This window comes from Sorangium sp. So ce367 (assembly GCF_051520455.1).
Lineage (GTDB): Bacteria > Myxococcota_A > Polyangia > Polyangiales > Polyangiaceae > Sorangium > Sorangium cellulosum_B.
Genome location: NZ_CP150334.1, coordinates 8,291,513 through 8,309,762, shown reverse-complemented (window position 1 = coordinate 8,309,762; position 18,250 = coordinate 8,291,513). Strand labels below are relative to the sequence as shown.

At 74.5% G+C, this 18,250-nt stretch carries 12 protein-coding genes; 6 read left to right on the top strand and 6 right to left on the bottom strand.

The window, feature by feature from the left end; translation table 11 throughout:
- Positions 1-35: 35 nt before the first annotated feature.
- The gene (locus WME97_RS31450; protein ID WP_437542759.1) at positions 36-1,004 is read right to left on the bottom strand and encodes a hypothetical protein; all 969 of its coding nucleotides are present in this window, start codon (positions 1,002-1,004) and stop codon (positions 36-38) included.
- A 312-nt stretch (positions 1,005-1,316) separates the two neighbouring features.
- Between WME97_RS31450 and WME97_RS31445 the strand changes: the two genes are divergently transcribed.
- The 5 genes from WME97_RS31445 to WME97_RS31425 are packed head-to-tail and all read left to right on the top strand — an operon-like array spanning position 1,317 to position 6,167.
- On the top strand, positions 1,317-1,907 hold the full coding sequence (locus WME97_RS31445) for a hypothetical protein (protein ID WP_437542757.1): 591 nt from the start codon (positions 1,317-1,319) through the stop codon (positions 1,905-1,907).
- A 54-nt stretch (positions 1,908-1,961) separates the two neighbouring features.
- Entirely contained in the window at positions 1,962-3,740 is a 1,779-nt protein-coding gene (locus WME97_RS31440; RefSeq protein ID WP_437542756.1) for an OmpA family protein, read from the top strand.
- Positions 3,741-3,743: 3 nt separating this feature from the next.
- Positions 3,744-4,265: a Rab family GTPase gene (locus tag WME97_RS31435; RefSeq protein ID WP_437542754.1), complete on the top strand. Its 522-nt coding sequence runs from the start codon at positions 3,744-3,746 to the stop codon at positions 4,263-4,265.
- On the top strand, positions 4,265-5,404 hold the full coding sequence (locus WME97_RS31430) for a sensor histidine kinase (RefSeq protein WP_437542752.1): 1,140 nt from the start codon (positions 4,265-4,267) through the stop codon (positions 5,402-5,404). The genes WME97_RS31435 and WME97_RS31430 overlap by 1 nt, the downstream gene beginning before the upstream one ends.
- A gap of 4 nt (positions 5,405-5,408) precedes the next feature.
- Entirely contained in the window at positions 5,409-6,167 is a 759-nt protein-coding gene (locus WME97_RS31425) for a response regulator (RefSeq protein WP_437542750.1), read from the top strand.
- Positions 6,168-6,223: 56 nt separating this feature from the next.
- Here WME97_RS31425 and WME97_RS31420 read toward each other — a convergent pair whose 3' ends face one another.
- From WME97_RS31420 to WME97_RS31410, 3 genes are all read right to left on the bottom strand, one after another.
- A complete protein-coding gene (locus tag WME97_RS31420) occupies positions 6,224-6,994 on the bottom strand; it encodes a high-affinity nickel-transport family protein (protein WP_437542747.1) in 771 nt (256 codons plus the stop codon).
- Positions 6,995-7,137: 143 nt separating this feature from the next.
- Positions 7,138-7,380: a hypothetical protein gene (locus tag WME97_RS31415; protein WP_437542744.1), complete on the bottom strand. Its 243-nt coding sequence runs from the start codon at positions 7,378-7,380 to the stop codon at positions 7,138-7,140.
- A 154-nt stretch (positions 7,381-7,534) separates the two neighbouring features.
- On the bottom strand, positions 7,535-10,255 hold the full coding sequence (locus WME97_RS31410) for a vWA domain-containing protein (protein WP_437542742.1): 2,721 nt from the start codon (positions 10,253-10,255) through the stop codon (positions 7,535-7,537).
- A 227-nt stretch (positions 10,256-10,482) separates the two neighbouring features.
- Between WME97_RS31410 and WME97_RS31405 the strand changes: the two genes are divergently transcribed.
- The gene (locus WME97_RS31405) at positions 10,483-12,888 is read left to right on the top strand and encodes a protein kinase domain-containing protein (RefSeq protein ID WP_437542739.1); all 2,406 of its coding nucleotides are present in this window, start codon (positions 10,483-10,485) and stop codon (positions 12,886-12,888) included.
- A gap of 41 nt (positions 12,889-12,929) precedes the next feature.
- On the opposite strand, the gene WME97_RS31400 is transcribed toward WME97_RS31405, so the two are convergent.
- Positions 12,930-16,565 (bottom strand): FG-GAP-like repeat-containing protein, encoded by a 3,636-nt coding sequence (locus WME97_RS31400; RefSeq protein WP_437542737.1) that lies wholly within the window; start codon positions 16,563-16,565, stop codon positions 12,930-12,932.
- A gap of 156 nt (positions 16,566-16,721) precedes the next feature.
- On the bottom strand, positions 16,722-18,248 hold the full coding sequence (locus WME97_RS31395) for a hypothetical protein (RefSeq protein WP_437542735.1): 1,527 nt from the start codon (positions 18,246-18,248) through the stop codon (positions 16,722-16,724).
- Between the last annotated feature and the right edge of the window lie 2 nt (positions 18,249-18,250).

Genomic DNA, 18,250 nt, shown 5'->3' with positions numbered 1-18,250 from the left:
GCCGCGCGGCGCGCGCGCCGCGCGGCGGTGCCGGCTCAGGACGAGCGCGGGAAGATGAGCGTGTACGAGCCCGGCGCGGGGTTGAAGAGCACCGCCTTGTCCGGGTGCTCCTCCCTGTCGAAATGGGGATACCACGGCAGCGCCCGCCAGGACTCCGACTCCTTGATGAACTCGCGGACGATGAGATCGAGCTCCACGTACTTCCCGGCGGTGATCGCGGAGAGCTCCGGTCCGAAGCTCCAGCGCTCGCGCCCAGGGCGCGGGGCGACGTCGTTGTGCAGCGCCCCGCCGTAGGCGATCACCATCTTTCCCGCGGCGTCCTCGCGGCCGAGCAGCGCCTTCGCCTCGGCGGCCGTCAGGCGCGCGATCATCTCGAGCATGGTCGTCACCGCGTCCGGCCCCGCGCGCACGATGGCGTCGTAGTCCTGGCAGGAGGGCGTGAGCTGGCGGGGTCGGATGCCGAGCCGCTTCGCCGCGTGGCCGAGCGCGAGGAACTCGTCCTGGTTCTGCGCCGCCTGTCCTTGCGTGACCGTCCGCTGCTCCGTCTCGACCCGCGCGACCTGCTCCTTCTTGCAGCGCGGGTCCACGGCCCAGAGCTCGATGATCAGATCGGAGGCGCGGCCGGCGAGCGCCGGCAGGAAGAGCTCCGTGAAGCGTCGGGTCGTCGAGGGGACGCCCTCCGAGCCTTGCTGTGCGTGCGCCTCGCCCACCGCGAGCACGCGCGGGCCGCTCTCCAGGACGTGGGCGAAGGCCTGGGCCGGCGTATCGAAGGCGAGGCAGCCCAGCGCGCCGCAGGGCGCCGGCGCAGGGGAGGCCGCGGCTGCGGGGGCGGCGGCCTGCGGGGGCGGCGGCGGGGCGGCCGGGGGCGAGCTGGAACCCGAAGCGGCGGCGCTCGCGGAAGGAGCGCTCGCCGAAGGAGCGCTCGCGGAAGGAGCGCCGCCGGCCGGAGCGCCGCAGGCCGCGAGGAAGGCCGCGGCCACCAGGGAGGTTCGCGGATTTCGCATGGCGGCATCTTACCGGGCTCCGAGAGCTCCTGTTCAGCGCGGCGCCTCGGAGCAGCCGAGCGGCTCCCCGGCCGAGCCGCGGCCGCCCCCGCGGCCTTCCGAGGGCTACCCGCGCCCAGGGTGCTGACCCATGTTGCGCATCGCGTGACGTGATGAGCGAGGGGCATCGTGTCCAGACGGAAGAGAAAACCTGGGGGAGCGAGCTCGGTGAGGCGTCGCGAGCGCGACGAAGCGATACGGGAGCGCGATGACGAGCGAGCTCGGCTCGCCGAGCCCGACACGCGCGGCACGCACGGAGAGGGGGCTTTGATCATGACCATGAGGACGAGCGGGCGGGCGGAGCACGAAGCCACCGCAGGACGCGCAGAGTCCGCGATCACCAACAGCCTGGAGCAGGTGCGCGACATCCTGTGCGGCGCCCAGTTCCGCGAGTTCGCTCGCCGGCTCTCGCACACCGACGCTCAGGTCGCCGCCCAGGCGGAGGAGCTGCGGAGTGAAGCGTGGCGGCGTCTGGACATGCTGGAGGCGCACATGCGCAGCGAGATCGAGGCGCTCGGCGCGTCGATCGAGGCCCAGCGCGCGGCCGCCGACGGCGCGCTCGGCAGCGTCGCGCGCGAGTCGCGGGAGGCGATCGAGCTGATCGCGCAGCGGGTCCAGCGGCTGGAGGAGCTCGTGGCGCGCACGCAGCGCGAGCTCCGGCAGCAGATCCTCGACCAGTCCAAGGCGTTCGTCGACGAGACGCGGCGTACGCGGAGCGAGCTGAGCGCGATGTTCGAGCGCGAGCTGGCCGCCGCGTGGGCCGACGGCGCCGAAGCGCTCGCGCCGGACGCGCAAGCGCGCGAGGCGGCCGCGGAGTCGGAGCGGTACCAGAAGGCGGAGCGCCGCTCGGACGAGGCAGCGTGAGGCGGCCGCGCCGCTCCGCCCAGCGGAGCGGGCGCGGCGGTCCGGAGAAGAACGATGCGAGAGCCGAGAGCGCGCCGCGAGGCGCCTCCGCCGAGAAAGACGCTCGAAGACCTCCGCCCCCTGCTCGTGGGCCCTGAGCAGCACCGGATCCAGCGGATCGAGGAGCGGCTTGACCAGTCCATGGTCGAGATGGTCGCGGGGGCGCTGCCCGAGGCGGTGATCGAGAGCCGCAAGAAGGGTGAGGCGCTCTCGTGGGCGCTGGAGCCGCTCCTCTCGAGCGCGATCCAGGAGCGCGTGCGCCAGGACCCGGGGTCGTTCGCGGACGCGATCTCCCCCGCCATGGGGCCGGCCATCCGCAAGGCCGTGCGCTGCGCTCTCCGGGCGATGATCCAGCGCCTCAACGAGGCGGTCGCCCTCGGCCTGTCCTGGCAGAGCGTGCGCTGGCGCGTCGAGGCGCGCCGTACGGGGCGTCCTTTCGCGGAGGTAGTGCTGCTCCGCTCGATGGTCTACCGGACCGAGCAGCTCTTCCTTGTCCACCGCGGGACGGGGCTCGTCCTCGAGCACCTCAGCGCCGACGAGATCCCCTACAGGGATCCCGATCAGGTCACGGCGATGCTCACCGCCATCGATGCGTTCGCCCACGACGCGTTCCGGACCGACGCGCGGCTGGAGCGCTTCCGCGTCGGCGATCTGACAGGGTGGGTCGAGCACGGCCCGTCGGCGCTCCTCGTGTCCATCGTGCGCGGCGTGGCGCCGCCCGCGTACGGGCTCGTCCTGTCCGAGACGCTGGAGCACGTCCACCTCACGTACGGCGGTGAGCTCGTCGGCTTTCGCGGCGATCGGACGCCGTTCTCGGGCGCCCGCGAGCTGCTCTCGCGCTGCCTCCAGCAGCAACGCCAGCCGGTCCCGCGCCGAGCTCGTGCCGTGCTCGCGGCGGCCGCCCTGCTGGCCGCGGCCGTCGCGACCGCGCTCGTCTTCTCGGTGCGCGCCTCGCGGGAGGAGCAGCGCCGCGTCGACGGCTGGGGCGAGGCGCTGCGGCGCGAGCCCGGCCTGCTGGTCACCGCGGCGGAGCGGCGCGCCGGCCAGGTCGTGTTCACGGGCCTCCGCGATCCGCTCGCCGCGGACCCGAGGGCCGTGCTCGAGCGCGGCGGCCCTTTGCGCCAGGAGGTCATCCTGCGCTTCGAGCCCTTCTACTCGCTCCACCCGCAGATCGTCGAGCGCCGGGTGGCGAGCGCTCTGGAGCCGCCGCCCGGGGTCACCCTGGCGCTGCGCGGCGGCGCCGTCGCGGCCAGCGGGGTCGCGCCCCAGCGCTGGATCGAGCGCGCGCGCTGGTCGGCGGCGGTGCTCCCTGGCGTCTCGGGGTTCGACGGCGAGGGCCTGACGGCGCAGGAGTCGATCGACCGCGCGCGCGCGGCGGCGCGATCCCTCGAGGCGATGGAGCTCTTCTTCCGCCGCGGCGCCGCGCGGCTCTCCGGCGAGCAGGCCGCGCGCCTCGACGAGGTCGCGGCCGCCGCCGAGCGGCTGATCGCCCGCGCGCGCGAGGCCGGCATGACCGCCGAGATCCGCGAGATCGGCTACGCGGATCCCGTCGGATCGGAGGCGTCGAACCGAGCGCTCAGCCAGGCCCGCGCGGAGCACGTCGCGGCCGAGCTCGTCGCGCGGGGGATCCCGGCCGATCGCCTGCGAGCGAGCGGCGGGGGAACGCGGCGCGAGGTCGTGCCCCCGTCCTGCGCCGGGGGAGCGGCGCGGGCCGAGTGCCTCGCCGGCGCGGACGAGCGCCGCGCGCGCAGCGTGATCTTCCTTGTGGACCTGCACGCGGAGAGCAAGGACTGAGTCATGGCGGAGAAACGCAAGGTCTGCGTGCTGGGCGCGACGGGGGTCGGCAAGACAAGCCTCGTCGCCCGCTTCGTGCGCAGCATCTTCTCCGAGTCCTACCGGACGACCATCGGCGTGACGATCGAGGCACGGCGCGTGAGGTGCGATGAACGCGAGCTCGACCTCATCCTCTGGGACCTGAGCGGAGAGGACGAGTTCCAGGCCGTCCAGACGTCGTACCTGCGCGGCTCCGCGGGCTGGCTCCTCGTCATCGACGGCACGCGGCGCCTCACGGCGGAGACCGGGCTCCGCCTCTACACCGCCGCGCGGACGATCGTCGGAGAGGTCCCGGCCGTCGTCGTCATGAACAAGGCCGATCTCACCGGGGCGTGGGACATCGACGACGCCACCGAGGCCAGGCTGAGGAGGGCGGGCCTCTGGATCACGAGGACGAGCGCCAAGACCGGCGCCGGGGTCGAAGGCGCGTTCAACGCGCTGGCGCGCGCCATGCTGGCGAGCGAAGCGCCTTCGTTGCGGGGTTGATGGACGTGGACACGTGGCTCCTCGCGGCGCTGGACAAGCTCGTCCTCGAGCGTTTGCACGACGGGACCTTCGTCATCCGCGGCGAGCCGCCGCCGTGGTTCCGAGGGCTCGGGTTCGCGCCGCCGTGGCGCGACTCGCCGCTCCCGATCGATCGCGCGCTGCCCTTCCTGGAGGTGTTCCTCCCCGAGGCGGAGCGGGCCTGGTCCGTGGAAGGCGCGCCGGGCGTGCAATCCGACTTCTGGACGCAGATGATCGGCGACGAGGCGCTTCACCTCGAGGCGACGGCGCTCCGCGTCGGCTCGTCGCGGCTGCTCGTGATCACCCGGAACGACGCGCTGTTCCAGGAGCGCCGCCGCGTCCTCCAGCGGGCGCGCGAGCTTCGCCTCGTCCACGAGGCGCTGTCGCGCGAGGTCGAGCGGAAGGATGTCCTCGTCCACTGCATCGTTCACGACCTCTCCGGCCCGCTGAACAGCCTCCTCGGCGCGCTGTCCCTGCTGGGAGAGCAGCCGCTGCCGGAGAAGAGCGGCGCGCTCGCCGCGGTCGCGCTGAAGGCCGCCCTGCGGCAGCGCGAGCTGATCCGGGAGATCCTCGACGTGTTCACCGCCGAGGGCATGGCGTCCGACGCCTCCAGCGGCGACCTCGCCGCGGTGGTCGACGTGTGCGGCACCGTCGCTCGGGTCGTCGAGGCGCTCCTGCCCATGGCGCGCAGCCGGGGGGTGTGCCTGGAGGCGCCGCCGGAGATCGGCTGCGCGCGGCCGTGCGCCGTCGTCGGTGAGGAGCGCAGGCTCGCGCGCGTGGTCTCCAACCTCGTCGAGAACGCGCTCCGGTTCACGCCCCCGCGCAGGTCGGTGCGCGTCGCGGTGCACGATGAGCCCCGGTGGGCTCGCGTGACGGTGGAGGACGATGGGCCTGGCGTCTCCCCTGCCATCGCGCCGCGCCTGTTCCAGAAATTCGCGCACGGCCACGACCCTGGCGCGGGCAGCGGCCTCGGGCTCTACGGCGCCCGGATCGCGGTGGAGCGGTGGGGCGGGGCGATCGGGTACGAGGCGCGGCCGGAAGGAGGGGCGAGGTTCTGGCTCCGGCTGCGGCGTGTCGGCGAGGCGGGCGAGTCGGGTGGCGCCGGGGCGCAAGGGGAGTGATGCCATGGCCAAGCTCTTGCTGGTCGACGATGAGTCGGGGACGCTCGCGTGGATGGCCGAGGCGCTGCAAGGCGCGGCGTACGACGTCCGGACCGTGCGCGGCGGGAGCGCGGCGCTGGAGCTCCTCCGGACGTGGACGCCCGATCTCGTCCTGGCGGACTTCCTGATGCCCGAGATGGATGGCTTCGCCTTCAACCGGCTTGTGCAGTCGCGCGAGCGGGTGCCCGTGATGCTCGTCTCCGTCGTGAACAAGCCGGCAGAGGCGATCTTGCGAGGGGTCGCCGGCTACGTGCGCAAGCCCGTCACCGCGGGGGAGCTCCGCGCCGCCGTCGAGCGCGTGCTCGGCGCCGTCGAGGGGGTAACCATCCTCGTCGTGGACGACGACGCGGACATCCGGGAGTGCTACCGGCTGATCCTCGAGCCGCGCTTCAGCGTGCTCGAGGCCGAGAACGGGCGCGACGCCCTGGAGCTGCTCGCGCGCGAGCCCGTGGCGCTGGCCATCGTGGACGTCCACATGCCCGTCATGAACGGGGTGGAGTTCATCCGCGCGATGCGCGACGACGCGAGGTTCTGCACGATCCCGGTCGTGGTGCAGACGAGCGACCGGGCGGCCGCGCGCGCGCCCGTCTGGACCGATCTGCACGTGGCGCAGACGATCCTGAAGGACGAGTTCCTCGACTGGCTCATGACCCAGATCGACGCGCACCTCGCGCCGGCGTCGCCGCGCGAGGCCGAGCGCGCCTGGTCGACCGCGAGCCGGTGAGCGCCGAGCGTCGCTCCTTCGGCGCGCGCGCGCGAGCGCGGCCCGCCCGGGCGCCGTCAGCCTGGCGTCCACCGCGGGTCCGCGGTGAACAGCCCGGATCCGAAGCTGATGTCGTAGGCCAGGAACAGGCCGAATGCCACGCTGAGGAGGCTGGCGACGGCGCCGAAGGCGTGGTGTATCCCGCTGGTGCGAGCGCGCGCGTAGGCGAACGGCAGCGCGAGCACCCCGGTGATGAGCGTCATCCCGGCGATCGTGCCCACGCCGAACAGCGCGATGTAGCCGATGCCCCACCGCGGGTCGCGCACCGTGGTGAGCACGAGGAGCGCCACCGCGGCCGAGCCCGCGAGGCCGTGGACCACGCCGATGAGCAGCGGCCGGAGGCTCGCATAGACGCGCGAAACGCCGAACACGCGGTCCGCCCAGCCGAGGTCGTGCCGGTGGCCGTCGTGGTGAGCAACCTGCGCGACCTGCGCGGCGTGCTTGACCGGAGCGACGTCGGGCGCCGGCGGCTCGCCCCGCCGGACCGCCCGGTAGAGCCGCGCCAGGTGGTACACCCCGAGGCCGATCAGCATCAGGGCGACCGAGAGCTCCATGGCCAGGCCGACGTGCGGCGGCACCACGAGCCCGAAGAGCAGGATGCCGCCGCCGATCACCATCAGCGTGAGCGTGTGGCCGACGCCCCACATCGCGCCGATCAGCAGCGCCGTCCCGAGGCTCCGCACCCGGCTCACGACGGTCGCCACCGCGATCACATGGTCCGCGTCGGTGGCGTGGCGCATCCCGAGAGAGAAGCCGAGGAGCAGCAGCGGAAACGCCGAGGCGAACATGTCCCCTCTCGTAGCACGGACGGCGCGTGTCGTGTCACGCTGTCCGCGGCCCGCCTGCTCCCGCCTCCGGCCGGCTCGCTTCGGCCTGTCGCGGCGAGCCGCTGTCTGCGCGGGGGCGACGAGCGCTGTTTCAGCTCAGCATGTCAGTTCGCGCGGTCTCGACTGAGCGCGTCGATGGCGTGCTGCATCCAGACAGCGTCTTCTTCAGCCTGCTTCAGGCCGTGCATCATCTGCTGGCGCAGCACACCCGTGGTCTGACGGATACCCCGTCGAAAGACATCGGCCGCGCGCTCGTGGACGACCTTGAGCCACGGGGCGAGGTCACGCTTGTCAAGCGGACCTGGAGCGTCCAGGACGGTGATGCAGGCATCGATGGCCTCGCGCATGGATCGGGACTCGAGCGCGTCGGCGAAAGCGGAGAACTGGAGCAGCGACTCTCGCAGCGCAGCGCGTCCGGTCGATGAGACTCTGTCTGTCATGGCCGCGCTCAGCCTACCACCTGGGCGACGCCTCCGCCCGTGTGCGCGCTGCGATTGCGCGTCAGCGCAGGCGGGATCGCCCCGCCGTCTCCAGCAACATCGCGAGCACGAGCGGATCGCCGAGGCCCTGCTCTGCGCCCATGTGCGCGCGGAGGCGCGACAGGCGCGCCGCGTCCTCCAGGAACAGCGGTTCGTTCAGCCGGGTCGCGGCCTCGTGCAGGATGCCCTCGCGCTCGGAGAGGAGCGCAGCGGCGCCGGCGCGATCGCCGCGCGCCACGCGGGCAGCGGCCTCCGCGAGCGACTCGCCCGCGGCGAAGCCCTGAAGCGCGCGCGTCATCGACGCGTCGACGGACGCCGCGCTGGCGGCGTCGCTGTCCGCATAACGCACCTCGATGGGGATCTCCTCGATCGCGTTCTTCTTGGAGAGCCGATCTTTGTACTTGAGCTCGACGGTCGCGACGGCTCGCTTCCCCGCGCCGGGGCCGACGCTCAGCTTGAGCAGCAGCGCGTGCCGATCATCGCGGGCGAACACGGGCATGAAGAAGCGCATGCCGCCCTCGGCGTCGTCGCGTCGGTCGGCCGCGATCCGGTCCCGCGACTGGGCGGCGATGTCGGCCGCGATCTCCTGGGCGCGGACGCGGGAGGCCTCGGCGCCGTCCAGCCGGCGCGAACCGTAGGCGCGGAGCAGATCGACGCCCGCCTTCAGCCGTACGCGCACCTCGACCGCGGTCGCGACCGGGTCGAGGCGCTTGTCGAGCTCGGTCGACAGCGCGGGCGCGATCTGCTCCGGGTGGCGCAGGTAGTAGTAGCCGCCGGCCCCGTCGCTCGCGATCGAGCTCATGAGCTGGCCGTCGAAGTCGTCGCCGAGCCCGAGCGCGCTCGTCTGGATGCCGCGCTGGAAGGCGTCAAGGGCGAGCCGCGCCAGGCGCTCGCTGTGGGTGAGGCCGCTCGTCGCCCGGCCGTCGGAGAGGAGCAGCACCACGCGCACGGCGTCCTCGGGGATGCTCGGCCGGCTCGCCTGCGCGTAGCCCAGCGAGAGCCCCGCGCCGATGTTGGTGCCGCCGCCCTCGCGGAGCCCCTCGACGGCGCGGCGGATCGCCGCGCGGCGCGGGCCGACGGGGCCGTCCTCGATCACCACCTCGGCGTCGCTGGAGAAGGCGGTGAGCGAGAAGTCGTCGGACGGCGCGAGCCGATCGACCAGCGCCTGCGCGGCGCGGCGGGCGCTGTCGATCGGCGCGCCGGCCATCGAGCCGCTCGTGTCGAGGACGAGGTGCACCGACAGGTGCGGCCGCGCCGCCGCCGCCGCCGCCGCGGAGCGGAGCGCGAGGCGCAGGTGGAAGGCGCCGCCGCCCGGGCCGAGCGCGGCGCGCTCCAGATCGGCGCGCAGGCCGAGCGCCTTGTTGGGGGCGAGCGGCACCTCCGGGGCGTAGCGGGCGGCGACGTCGCCGACGAGCTCGCGCTCCGCCGCGGGCACGACGCCGCGCGCGAGGGCGGCCTCGAACGCGGCGAGGTGGCCGCCCCCGGGCCGGTACGTGGTGGCGAAGCGGCCGTTCGGATCGAGGGCGACCTCGGGCTCCGGAGCGTAGGCGGCCGCGCTTCGCGCCGAGACCGGCGGCGAGGAGGCGCCGGCGCGCCCGTGGCCGCTGCCGAACCCCTGGCCCGACCCGGCGCCCGCGCCGTGCCCGATCGTCCCGATGGATCCAAGCCCGAGCGGCGCGCTCTCGCCGGCGAGGCCCCCGTAGCCGGCGAGGGGGAGGCCCGCGCCGCCTGCGGACGACGCGGCGCCGTCGAGCCCCCACGGCGCCGTGGGGGCATGCGGATCGCCGCCGCCCCCGGCGTTGAGCAGCCCGATCATCCCGAACTCGGCCGAGTCGCGCAGCGCCTGCTGCCGCGTCACGTGGGGATCGGGGCTGTCGCTCGGGCCCTTGATCCCCCACCTGTTCCCCGTCGCCAGCGCCCGTGACGCGGACGAAGGGTGCCCCATCGACCCTTCCTCGCCCTTGGCTCGCGTCCCTGCGCCGCCCTCCTTCGCGTCGGCGGCGGGCTCGCCCTCGCGCTCGATCGCCGCGCGCAGCTCGCGCTCGTCCGCGGACGCGAGGTACTGCTGCACGAGCGCGATCCGATCAGCGCTCATGCCCGTGGACGGGTCGACGAGGGGCGGCGCCCAGCGGGCGAGGGCGGCGAGGAGCCCGAGGTGCAGGGCCGCGGAGACGGCGTGGAGGGCGAGGCTCTTCCGGTTCACGAGCGAGCGGCGCACGCGCTCGCCCGCGGCGACGTCCGCGTGGATCTGGATCCGCACGCCCGCGATCTCGACGTCCACGCGGCCCTGCGCGGGCAGGGGCACGAGCGTGGCCCCGGGGATCGCCGCGCGCGCCGCGCGCTCCACGCCGACATGCAGCTCCCGCGCCGCGGCCGCGGACAGCGGCGCGCCGCCGGGGGTGAGCGCGAGCGTCCCCGTCGCGGCGCCCGGCAGGACGAAGCCGACGCGCCCGGCGCCGTCGACCTCGAGGAGCGGCGCTCGGCGCGCGCCGAGCGCGCGCTCGGGGAGGAAGCAGTCGCACGGGCGACCGTCGTCGCGCCCCTCACCGACGTCGAACGCGCGCGGCGGCGTCAGGTGCTGGACGAAGAGCACGGTCGTGCCCCAGGAGATGACGATCTCCACGGAGCGCACCGGCCCTCCGGCCTCGCCGGTGCTCGCCGCGTCGGGCTGCCTCGCGGCGGTGAGGTTCGGATCGGCGGCGGCGCCGCCATCCCCGGCGTCCGTCGTGTTCACGCTGGGCATAGATCTCCCCTGTGCGCCGCGCGGAGCGGCGCGCTCTCGTCCTCTGGAACCGCGCGGAGGACGCGCGGATCCGCGTCCTTCAGGCGGGCGCTCGGCCGCGCTGGCCGGCTGTCCGTCGTGCCTGCGGAATGACAGCGGCGGCGCGGGGAGGTTCCGGGGCTCGAACCTCATGCGCCGCGGCAGCGCCTGTGCTCCTCCCCTCCCGGGCGAGGTACTCTCGCCGTTCGATGACGCGCAATGTCCTCCTGCTGGAGCCCATCGCCACGGAGCGCGACTACATGGCCGAGGTGTTGCGTGCAGCCGGGTGGTCCGTCTGCGCGCCCCCCGGCGCGCGCCCCACGCCCGAGGAGTGCGCGGCCGCCGATGCCATCGTCGCGGATCTGGACCGCGCCGCGGTCGAGGGCTGGGCCCGAGCGGGCGATCGGACGCCGCCGCCCGCCCGGCTCATCGTCACGTCGCGGTTCCGCAGCTTCCTGGAGCGGATCCGCGGATACGAGCAGATCGCGGCGGTCGTTCACAAGCCGGTCACCCCGGAGGCGCTCCTCGGGGCGCTGCTCCCGTCGCCGGGCGGCGGTCCCACCCTGAGCCACCCGGCGGCGGGCGGCGCCGCCGACCCCCTGGACGACCCCGCGCGCGACGCCGAGCTCGAGCGGCGAGGCCTGCGCAGCACGACGCCCGACCCCGAGCTCGTCGTCGTCGCCGAGCTCGTCGCGCGGGGCGTGGGCACGTCGGCCAGCGTCGTGACGATCATCGACTCGTCGCGGCAGATCTTCATCGGCGCGACCGGCCTCCCCCGCGACCTGTCGATCGCCGGAGGGACGCTGCGCTCGTGGTCCTTCTGTCAGCACGTCGCGCGCGACAACGCCCCGCTCATCGTCGAGGACGCCCAGGCGCACCCCGTGCTGTCCGAGAACCCGCTCGTGGCCATGAACCTGGTCCGCGCGTACGCGGGGTTCCCCGTCGTGATCGAGGGGGTCGGGGCCGTCGGGAGCGTGTGCGCCGTGTCCGGCGAGCCCCGGGAGTTCGACGCAGGGAGCATCGCGACCCTCCAGCTCGCGGCCAGGCTGGTGAGCGAGCAGCTCGCGCGGCGCTCCGGCCTCTCGCCCCACGTGACCGAGTCGAACGAGCGGCCCACGTCGCGGCCTGCGCCGGAGAGCGCCGGGGCGCCCGCGCCGCTCGCCCGGGGCGACGTGAACGAGCTTCCCGTGCGGCTCGTCCCCGGCGATCTCGTGGACGACAAGTACTGGATCACCGCGATCCTGGGCGAGGGTGGCCAGTCGCAGGTCTACCTGGCGCGCGAGAAGCTCCTCGGCCAGCTCGTCGCGCTCAAGGTGGTCACGGAGCCGGACGACAGCGCGCTGCTCCGCGAGGCCGAGGCGCTCGTGCGGCTGAGGCACCCGAGCATCGTCCAGCTGTACGGCTGGGGGCGGCTCGACGGCGCGCGCATGTACCTCCTCCTCGAGTACGTCGAGGGAGAGACGATCCACCGCCACATCGTCGACCGCGCGCCGCAGGGCGGGTTCATGCCCCTCCACCAGGTGCTCTCCGTCGTCCGCCAGATCGCGGGCGCGCTCGCGAGCATGCACGCCGAGGGGTACGTGCACGCGGACGTCAAGCCGGGCAACATCCTGCTCGACACGCGGATCGAGCGGGCGGTGCTCATCGACTTCGGGCTCGGGGCCCGGCTGGGCAGCGAGCGGCCCCACCTCGTCGGCGGGACGCGCGGCTTCGCGGCGCCGGAGCAGCTGATCCCCGGGGCAGCCGACCCGCAGCCGGCGCTCGACACCTACGCCCTCGCGGCGGTCACCTACGCCATGCTGACGGGCAGGGCCCCGTTCGAGGCCGCGGGCGCCTACGGCATCGTCGCCATGCAGCAGCGCGGGGAGATCACGCCCCCCTCGCGCGCGCGGCCGGGGCTCTCCCCGAGCGTGGACGCCCTCTTCGCGCGGGCGCTCGAGCCGGAGCCGTCCCGGCGCATCGCCTCGCCGGTCGCCTTCGCCGACGCGCTCGCGGCCGCGCTCCTCTCGAGCCCGCTCCTCTCGAGCCCAGGCGAGCGTACGCAGGCCCCGATCCCGGCGCCGCACGACGGCGCGCCGCTGAGCCGCGGCCTGGCCTTCCGGCTCTGCAGGGCCGAGGCGGCGCGGCGGCTCGGCGAAAGGGGTGAGGCGCGCGTGTGGAGCGGCCTCGATCCGGCGGACCGCGACGCCCTCGTCGCGGCGACCGACGACGGCGCGCTCTACCCGGTGGCGCCCCTCGTGGCCTACCTGCGCGCGCTCGGCGGCGAGGCCACCGGGAGCGTGGAGGCGGCCGGCGGCGCGCTCGCGAGCGCGGCGCTCCCCGAGATGCTGCGCAGGCTCCAGGTCGCGCGGACACCGGAGGCGCTGCTGGAGGTGGCGGGGCCGCTGCTCCGCCGGTTCCACGCGTGGGGGCGGGTCCAGGTCGAGCGCACGTCGACCCACAGCGCCAAGGTCGATGTCTGGCTGCCCGACGGGCTCGCGCCGGTGATGTGCCGCTACGTGAGCGGCTTCCTGCGGGCGCTGCTCGCCACGTCAGGGTCCACGGTGCGCCTCCTCGAGCTGCGCTGCGGGGGCGGCGGCGCGGGGGCGTGCGTGCTGCAGGTCGGCTGGCGCTGAGCGACGCGGATCCGCGCGGCGCTGCGCGATTCCTTCACGGCCTACGCCCTCCGCCGCCTCCCCCACAGCGCCATCGCCCCGACGAGCGCCGCGCCCAGCGCCGCGCCCGCGCCGCGAGCGCCGGACCCGCGCCGCGGCTCGGCGCCCGCGGCCTCGCACGCGCAGCCTCCGCCCAGCTGGAGGATGAGCGGGGCCTGCTGCGGGCCTTCGCACAGGTCCACCGTGAGCGGCCGCGGCGCCGTCCGCGCGACCCCTTGCCTGAGCGGCGTGTCGAGGTTGCCCGTGTTCTGGTTGTCGTGATGGAGGCTCTCCCAGGCGATCAGCGCGCCCGTCGTCGCCTCGGTGTGCCAGGCGAAGAGCCAGCCGTCGCGCGTGCCCACGGCGATCTCCAGCGTGCCGTCGCCGTCGAGGTCGCCCACGGCGGGCGTCGTGGTGATCGACTGGCCGGTGAACTTCGGGAACCCGCGCGGCTCCCGGCCGCACCCGTCGAAGGCGTGGAGGAAGTAGCCGCTCGATCCGCTCAGCACCTCGGGGTAGCCGTCGCCGTTCAGATCGACGACCGCCTGGCTGCCCGAGATCGCGTAGTCCTCGAGCACGAACGGGGCGCGAGGCAGCATCGCGCCCGACCTGCCGCTCCAGACGGCGAGCAGGTGAGGCCCCGGCTGCGTCGCCCCCTGCGCGCCCGCGAGGGCGAGCGCGGCCGCCTTCGAGGCGCCCGCGGCGATGACGTCGGGGGTGCCGTCCTGATCGATGTCGCCGAGCGCGGGTTGCGACAGCAGCGGGATCATCGTCCGGGCGCCTGCGGCGGGCGAGAGGGGGCCGAACGTCGGGTCGAGCCCGGCCGGCGAGCCGCCGCTCGCCCGCGGCAGCGCGCCCGCCGGCGTCGCCAGGAGCTCGCGCTGCTCGCCGGGTGAGGCCGGGAGGACGAGCGGCGGCGCGCCGTTGCCCTGGACGACGCCCGCCAGCGCGCCGTCGAACCGCCCGACGACGCCCGAGGCCGTGATCCCCTCCGCGGCGAGCGGGTCGAACGAGAGCGACGGCACCGTGATGGGCCACCCCGCGAGCACGGGCCCGGAGGGCGCGGTCGTGCCTCGCCCATCGATCACGTAGACCGCCCCGGCCTCGCCGTCCTCGCCGAGCCGCTCGCTCGACGCGACAAGCAGATCCGGCAGCGCGTCGCCGTTGAAGTCGGCCACGGCGGGCGTCGCGAGGAGGCGGCTCCGCGCCGGCTCCTCGGCGAGCGGACCCGCGTAGTGCACCTCGACGGGAAAGCCGCGCAGCGCGCTGCCATCCCCGTCGAACGCGTGGACCGTGCCGTCGAACGCCGCCTGGATCACGTCGAGCCGCCCGTCGCCGTCGAGATCCGCGAGGACCGGCGAGGCGAAGGCCCCGCGCGCGATCCGCGCGGCCGCCGACATGCACGGCGCGCTCGACGGAGCCCCGGGATCGAGCGGGCAGGAGGGGATCTCGGGCAGGCGATTCGGCCACCCCCGCCGGACGTCGCCGTCCGCGCCGATGACGTAGATCGTGCCCGGCCAGGTGGAGATCGCGATCTCCTGCCTGCCGTCGCCGTCGAGGTCCGCGATGGCGGGCGCGCTCAGGATCGGCTCGCGGCCGAGCATCCTGTCCACCTTGCTGTACGCTGGAGCGCCGACGTAAGCGGGCGTGGCCGGGGACGCCGGCGGATTGAGCAGGCCGTCGGTGGGGCGGGTCATGTACGGGAACCCCGGCAGCGGCTGCGGCCCCTTCGGCGTCACCTTCAGCACGTGCAGCGCGCCGCCGGCCGTCGGGTAGACGAGCTCGAGGACGCCGTCGCCGTCGATGTCGGCCATCTTCGGGCTGCCCTCGACGCTGTCGCCGACGCGGACGGGGAAGCCCTGGACCAGCGTCGGATCGCTGTCGACGTGGACCGTGCGCCGCGCCTCGCTCTCCACCTTGCCGGTGGCGTAGTGGGCGCTCGCTCGGACGCGCACCGTGATCGCGCGATCGTCCTCGCCGTGGGGGCTATCGGGGTCGCGGAGGTGGGACGTGTCGATCGTGCGCACATCGAGGGAGGCGATCGGGCCCTCGGCGCCGGTGACGACCGTCGGCGCGACATTCGTCTCCTTGTGGATCACCTTGAAATCCGCCGCGAGCGGCTGCGCGCCAGCCGCCCACTCGACCCAGTAGTCGTACGCCATCGCCCGCTTCGCGGAGATGGTGCCCTCGATCGGCACCGGGCCCTGGACCTGATCCTTGTAGACGACCTCGAACCACCGCGGCGACGTGATGTCGACGGCGGGCGGCACGCGCCCCTCGAGGAGCGCCTCCACGGCGCGGTTCGCGTTGACGCGGCCGTGGCCGAACCGCTGATCGAACCCCGCCTGCGAGAAGCGGTACAGCGACCCGGGCTCCTGCGACTCCGGAATGGCGATGTCGTCGGCGGTCGCGACGAGCAGGCCCTGCACCTCCCCCGGGGACAGGGACACGCCGCGGTCGAGGGCGACGGCGTAGAGCAGCCCCGCGACGCCGGCGAGCTCGGCGGTCGCGTCGCTGGCGCAGCCGGGGCTCGACACGGCGAGCATGTTGTTGCCGCCGAAGCTCGAGCACGGCGACGCGTCGACGAACGTGGTCGACGTCGCGACGCTCTGGCCGTCGTGGCGGACGGCGCTCACGGGCAGCGCGTGGTTGCTCGTCGCGGGCACGCTGTGGTGGCGCGAGCCCTCGTTGCCCATCGACGCGACGACGAGCGTCCCCTGGGCGTGGGCGTAGTCGAGCGCCGCCTGGACGAAGCCGGTGTTGTCGACAGCGGTCACCGGGCACTGCACGACGTTGGCCCGGCTGTCGGCCGCGTAGAGGAGCGCCTTCGCGAGGTCCTGCGCGTCGGCGACGTGGCTCTCGCCGACGCGCAGCGGGATGAACCTGCACTGCGGGCACACGCCCGCCCCGCCCAGCTGGTTGTTCGTCTGCGCGGCCGACGTCTTCGCGCCCTCGGTGCCGTGGCCGTTGCGGGCGTCGTCGAACGGATCGTTGTCGTTCTTGAAGAAGTCCCAGCCCGCGATGTCGTCGACGTAGCCGTTCCGATCGTCGTCGCTCCCGTCCGAGAAGTTGAGGATGAGGTCGCCGGCGTCGAGCTGGCCGTTCCCGTTCCGATCGCCCTGCGGCCGCCCCTCCGACGCCGCGGGCGTGAGCTCCGGCGTGTCCCTGTAGTCCGCGACGGAGAGGACCCCATCGCCGTTGCAGTCGAAGCCCTCGAGCGCGCCGTCGCCGCCGCACCCCGCGCCGTCCGCGTGCCGCGGCTTGTGGGCCGCGAGCTCGCCCTGGTTGAGCCACACCTTCTCCAGGAGATCCCCCTCTCCCCAGAAGATCCCGGAGTCGGCGACGGCGATCCTGACGCGCGGGTCCCCCTGGGTGAAGCGCCAGGCGAGATCGATCGCCATGCCGGCGGCGGACTCCTCCGGCCGGACGTACCCGCTCGGGGCCGGGATGAACGAGTAGAAGCCCCACTGTCCGCTCTGCGTGACCGACGTGCCGTAGTCCGGATCGTTCGGCCAGTGCTCGGGCTCGGCCATGTCCGCTGCGCTGGCCAACTCGGGCGGCGGCCAGCCGCCGGACGCGTCGGATGGAACGAGCGCGCCCGCCGCGGCGCCGCCGAGCGCTCCCAGAAGAGCAAGCGAGGGAAAGCAAGTGCAGCGCATGCCGAGACCCTACCATCGGTTCGCGCGCGCGAGGCAACCGCCGCCTCCAGCAGGAAACCGGCGCTTTCACCGCGCCCGGGCCCGGATCGCGGCGGCCTTTGCGCCGCGCGCGACCCGACGCCGCCGCAACGCCGCAACGCCGCAACGCTGCGGCGTTTACCGCGCGCAGGCCGCCGGCGCCGGGTGCTCGGCGCAGTACGCGCTGTCGTCCGGCGGGCCGATGCGCAGCACGACGCTCTGCGACGCGAGGCGCGGTCGCGCGCCGCAGACGTCGGCCGTCTCGGCCTCCGACGGCGCGCACACGCCGGCCTCGTTGGGCACGGTCCAGGCCTGACCGGTGCCGTAGATGAGGTTGAGCGCGTAGCTCCCCTCGGGCAGGCATCCGAACGCGACCTTGATGGTGCGCCCGAACTGCCGGCTCAGCGCCTCCTCGACCTGGGCCACGTCCCGCTCCGCGATGATGTCGTTGCCTTCCTTGTCGGTCTTGTGGCTGAGCACGAGCACGCCCCCCCGCTCCGGCTCGGTCGGGTGCATGCACAGCGCGGCGGGCCGGACGCCGACGAGCGCGCTGTCTCGCGGCTCGTTCAGCGGCTCCGGGCCGAGCATGGCCGTGGTCACGAGATCGTCGTAGATCGTGAGCCCCTGGAGGATCACAGCGGGCGCGGCCTGGCTGGTCAGCGGCTCCTCGTCGTCCTGCTTCGCGAACACCGAGATCGGGAAGAGCGCCGGGATCAGGGCCGAGTCGGGGACATGATCGTCGCCGTCGATCGCCCCGTCGCCGTTCACGTCCTGCCGCGCGTAGAGGAGGGTCGGCGCGGGCTCGCCGCCCACCGGCAGCGAGAGCGGGGGCTTCGCCGCGCGCGCGACCTCGCTGTCCGGCACCCCCGCGGCGAGCCGCAGGCGCAGCAGCGACGCCTCGGTGCCGGCGGGGTTGGCCGGGCTGAACGTCTCCAGCTGGAAGTCCGAGGCCATGACCACCTCGCTCGGGCTCTGCGTGACGCCGGACGCCGGCGCGAGCACCTCGGCGACGTGGAAGAGCGGCCGCTCCAGCGGGAGCGGGAGGCCGAGGGTGACGGCGATGCCGCTGACGCGCGTGCCCGTCTCGGGGATGGGGGCGGCGATCGTGATCGCGCGGTACCGCGGGGCGGCGCCCTCGAGCACCTCGGTCGCGTTCTCGATCGCGCCGCCGGCCACGTCGCCCCGGGTCGGCAGGTTGGCGATGCTGAAGGTGGGGTCAAAATTGCCGTCGTGGTCGTAAAAGCCGCGGACCTGGTAGGTGCCGGCGGCCAGGGGCGAAAGCCTCCAGGGGACGCTCACGGTGACGGGCGGCTCGTCCGGCTCGGGGCAGTGGAGCGCGCCGTCCTCGGAGCGATCGAGCGCCGCGCCCAGGCCTCCGAAGAGCTCGTCGCCGGGGATCACGTCGATGCTCGCGGCCGAGGTGCCGAGCCCCTCGGGCGGCGGCAGCAGGCGCGTGTCGAAGCCGAGCACGATCGCGGCGCCGACGACGTGGCCGTCCTTCGTGCAGGGCCGGGGTCCGGAGTACGTCACCGTGCCGTCGAGCACCCCGGCGGGGCCGCTCAGGTCCGGCAGCGGGACGAAGACCTCCACGTCGTCGCAGCCCGGGAGGGCCGCGAGGAGTGCGCCGAGCAGGAGGAGACCGGTGCGGGGGCTGGGTCGGAGCATGG